Source organism: Clostridium bowmanii, from assembly GCF_018861315.1.
Lineage (GTDB): Bacteria > Bacillota > Clostridia > Clostridiales > Clostridiaceae > Clostridium_AD > Clostridium_AD bowmanii.
The window spans coordinates 1-3,521 of record NZ_JAHLDL010000077.1; the positions used below are offsets into that span (position 1 = coordinate 1).

General features: G+C 34.5%; 3 protein-coding genes. All 3 read left to right on the forward strand.

Annotated features, from left to right (window positions below; genetic code table 11):
- The first annotated feature begins 197 nt into the window (after positions 1-197).
- The 3 genes from KPL51_RS22760 to KPL51_RS22770 are packed head-to-tail and all read left to right on the forward strand — an operon-like array spanning position 198 to position 3,429.
- The gene (locus KPL51_RS22760) at positions 198-1,439 is read left to right on the forward strand and encodes a site-specific integrase (protein ID WP_216166670.1); all 1,242 of its coding nucleotides are present in this window, start codon (positions 198-200) and stop codon (positions 1,437-1,439) included.
- On the forward strand, positions 1,440-2,414 hold the full coding sequence (locus KPL51_RS22765; RefSeq protein WP_216166672.1) for a tyrosine-type recombinase/integrase: 975 nt from the start codon (positions 1,440-1,442) through the stop codon (positions 2,412-2,414). It abuts the gene before it with no gap.
- Positions 2,401-3,429 (forward strand): site-specific integrase, encoded by a 1,029-nt coding sequence (locus KPL51_RS22770; RefSeq protein WP_216166674.1) that lies wholly within the window; start codon positions 2,401-2,403, stop codon positions 3,427-3,429. The genes KPL51_RS22765 and KPL51_RS22770 overlap by 14 nt, the downstream gene beginning before the upstream one ends.
- Positions 3,430-3,521: the final 92 nt, after the last annotated feature.

The following is a 3,521-nucleotide window of genomic DNA, read 5'->3' on the forward strand; positions in this document are numbered from 1 at the left end:
TTTTCGCCATTATGGTGAGTGTTTTAAAATGGTAAGAGAATTGATTCCTTTGTGTATCTGGGTAATTATTATCTAAATCACTCACCATAATAATTGTATTCTTCTTATAATGGATAAGATATTAGTTATAAGGTTCGTAGGTATTGTGACTGATTTATTATCAATGCTTACAACTACATTATAGGAGGATGATTACAATGAATAAAACCACAAACATTCACGAGGCAATTGAATATATTCTTGCTTCACTAGAGACGCAAGGACAGGCACCTGGAACACTAAAAAATTACAAAAACTCATTTAACGTGTTTGAAAAGTATCTAATTGAGCATGCCATATCTCAAATTGATGAAAAAGTATGTTTGGAGTACATTTACTTAAAAACAAACATGAGATTACGCAGTTTTAATGGAAATAAACTCAGCTCTAAAATCAACCGACGGATAAAGCCTTTACACCTATTACTTATTTATCTTGATACAGGTGAATTCTGTTATCAACCTAGAAAAACAAAACAGCAATTCCTGTGTCCCGAAGGATTCCTTGATGAATACGAGATGTTTATAGAGGAATGTAAATGCAGAAGATACGCAAATGCAACATTTAATTCAAATATACAGAAGGTACAGTTTTTTCTGAAATATCTTGATTCAGTTCACATTAATTCATCAGATGAAATAACACTTAATCATATCTGTAAATTTTTAGCATTGTATGATAACGACGCAGTCAAATATATTGGTACCATTCTTTATGTGTTGAGAAATTATCTATCTTTTATTTATCAAAACGGTTTTACTTGCTGTGATTTTTCTCTTCTACTACCGAAGGTCCGGATCATGAGAAATTCGTATATTCCATATGCATGGAAAAAGGGAGATATTCTAAAACTCCTTAATTCCATCGACCGTGAGGACCCAAAGGGTAAACGAGATTATGCTCTAATACTTATGATAGTGAGACTTGGATTAAGAGTAAGCGATATTAGGAGTATGAAACTCTCGTCTCTAAACTGGAACCGTAAAACTATCTCACTTAACATGATGAAAACAAAGCAGCCAATTGAATTGCCGTTGCTAGATGATATAGGTTGGGCCGTTATTGACTATTTAAAAAATGGCCGTCCTGTAACATCCTGTGATAATCTGTTCATTAGGCATCGGGCTCCTTATAATGCTTTTGGTGAAACTGAGAACTTCCATAGGTCACTACACCGTTATATGGTCAAAGCGGAGCTAGTGATTCCAATGAATGAACACCATGGGATGCACTCGTTAAGAAGTACCCTGGCAAAAAATATGCTTGAAGCACAAGTCCCATTAGCGGTTATTTCCGAAACCTTAGGACACCAAAACATCAATACGACAAGTATCTATCTTAAAATTGACATAGCTGGATTACGTAAATGCGCACTTGATCCAGAGGAGGTATTTCAATAAATGAAGAAAACTTATGATTGGATAAGTGACCTTGGGGATATTATTGAGCAGTATATTAAAGAAAAGAAACTAACAGGTTTTAAATTTGAAACACAGTCTAGATATTTACGTCATTTTGATTCATTTTATTATTACAATGGTTACAACGGTATCAACCTTACAAAACTAATGCTCAAGGAATTCATTTATAACAAGGAAGAAAGGCCGGTTTCTCACTATAATAAAGAAGTAGTGATGAAACAATTTGCTATTTATTTAAATAACCACGGTTATCTAGTATATGTACCAGAAATACAGACATTGTTACCAAGAAGCAAGTTCATACCTCATATTTATACGAAGGAGGAACTTCAGCGTTTTTTCATTGCAGTAGATCATTATCCAGCGTCTATAAACTCTTATAGGAATACCGTTGACCCGGTATTGTTTCGGTTCCTTTATGGCACTGGTACAAGGATCTCTGAGGCACTAAATCTTACTATCGCAGATGTCAATCTTGATGATGGTATTATGACAATACGTCATTCAAAAAACAATAAGGATAGGCTTATTCCAATTACAGAAAGCCTTATAGTTAGAATGAAAATATATATGGAAATTTTCCATCGTTTCAGTGATAATACCACCTTCGTTTTCCCAGGAGCTAAAATGGGGCACATGGATCGAAGTACTGCTTATAACCACTTCAGGGATTATCTTCTGAAGGCGGATATATCTCATACCTCAACAGGTCCTAGAATCCACGATTTTCGACATGGACTAGCCGTTGCTTGTCTCAAAAAATGGTCACTGGCAGGAATTGATCTGACAAACATGCTGCCTTATCTGTCCGCTTATATGGGGCATTCAGATTTCAGAGCTACTCAGTACTATTTACGTCTGACAGCAGATTTGTATCCTCATATTCTTAGCAAATCAGAAGCAGAGTTTGGCTATGTCATCCCAGAAGGGAGTTGTTTATATGAAGAACGCTGATTTCCCTTATTATTTGACAAACTTTCTTAGTAAATACTTGCCAGGACATAAAAATTCCAGTCCCAATACCATTGAATCGTACGCAACTACTTTCAAACTATTACTTATTTATTGTGAAAAAGAAAAGAAAGTTAAACCAGAACGCTTAACTCTCAGTTTTTTAACGCATGACTTAATCATTGGATTTCTTGACTGGATTGAGAAAGAAAGAAAATGTGCCATCTCGACAAGAAACCAGCGTATGGTAGCATTATATTCGTTTTTTAGATACGTTCAAAAAGAAACTCCTGAAAATATATATGAAATTCATAAAATATTGAACATCCCTAATAAGAAAGGACCTAAAACAATTGTACCATTTTTAACTGGTGAAGAAATGAAAATCCTTTTAGAGCAACCTGACACATCAACTAACGATGGAAAAAGAGATTTTGTTCTTTTGGTAATTCTGTATGACACTGCAGCGAGAGTACAGGAATTAATTGACTTGAAAAATAAAGATGTCCGTATATCTAATCCTTCAGTCATAACACTCACTGGCAAAGGAAACAAAACGAGACAAGTACCTATTATGGACAAAACAAAGAAACTCCTAGAGAATTATCTCATTAACCAGAAATTTAATAATGCAATTAGCAAGGGAGACAATTATGTATTTGTAAATCAACGAAAGCAAAAGCTGACGCGTTGGGGAGTTTCATACATCATTAATAAGTACGTAGAAATAGCAAAACAGAATCCTAAGTTTACTGTTCCATTTCCTGTAACACCGCATGTTTTTCGGCATAGTAAAAGTATGCATTTACTTCAATCCGGAATTAATCTTATATATATAAGAGATTTTCTTGGACATTGTGATTGCTCTACGACAGAAATTTATGCTAGGGCAGATACAGAAATGAAACGAAAAGCAATAGAAGAAGCTTACAGTGATGTTCTTCCAATTAAAGACCTCCCAATTTGGGGAGATGACACTGACTTAATGAATTTTTTAAACTCCCTTTGTAAAAAATGATGAAGTTATTATGGTGAGTGATTCATACAAAGACTGGCTCAAACTCAAGAATAAGTTGACTCACTCACCATTTTAAAACACTCACCATAATG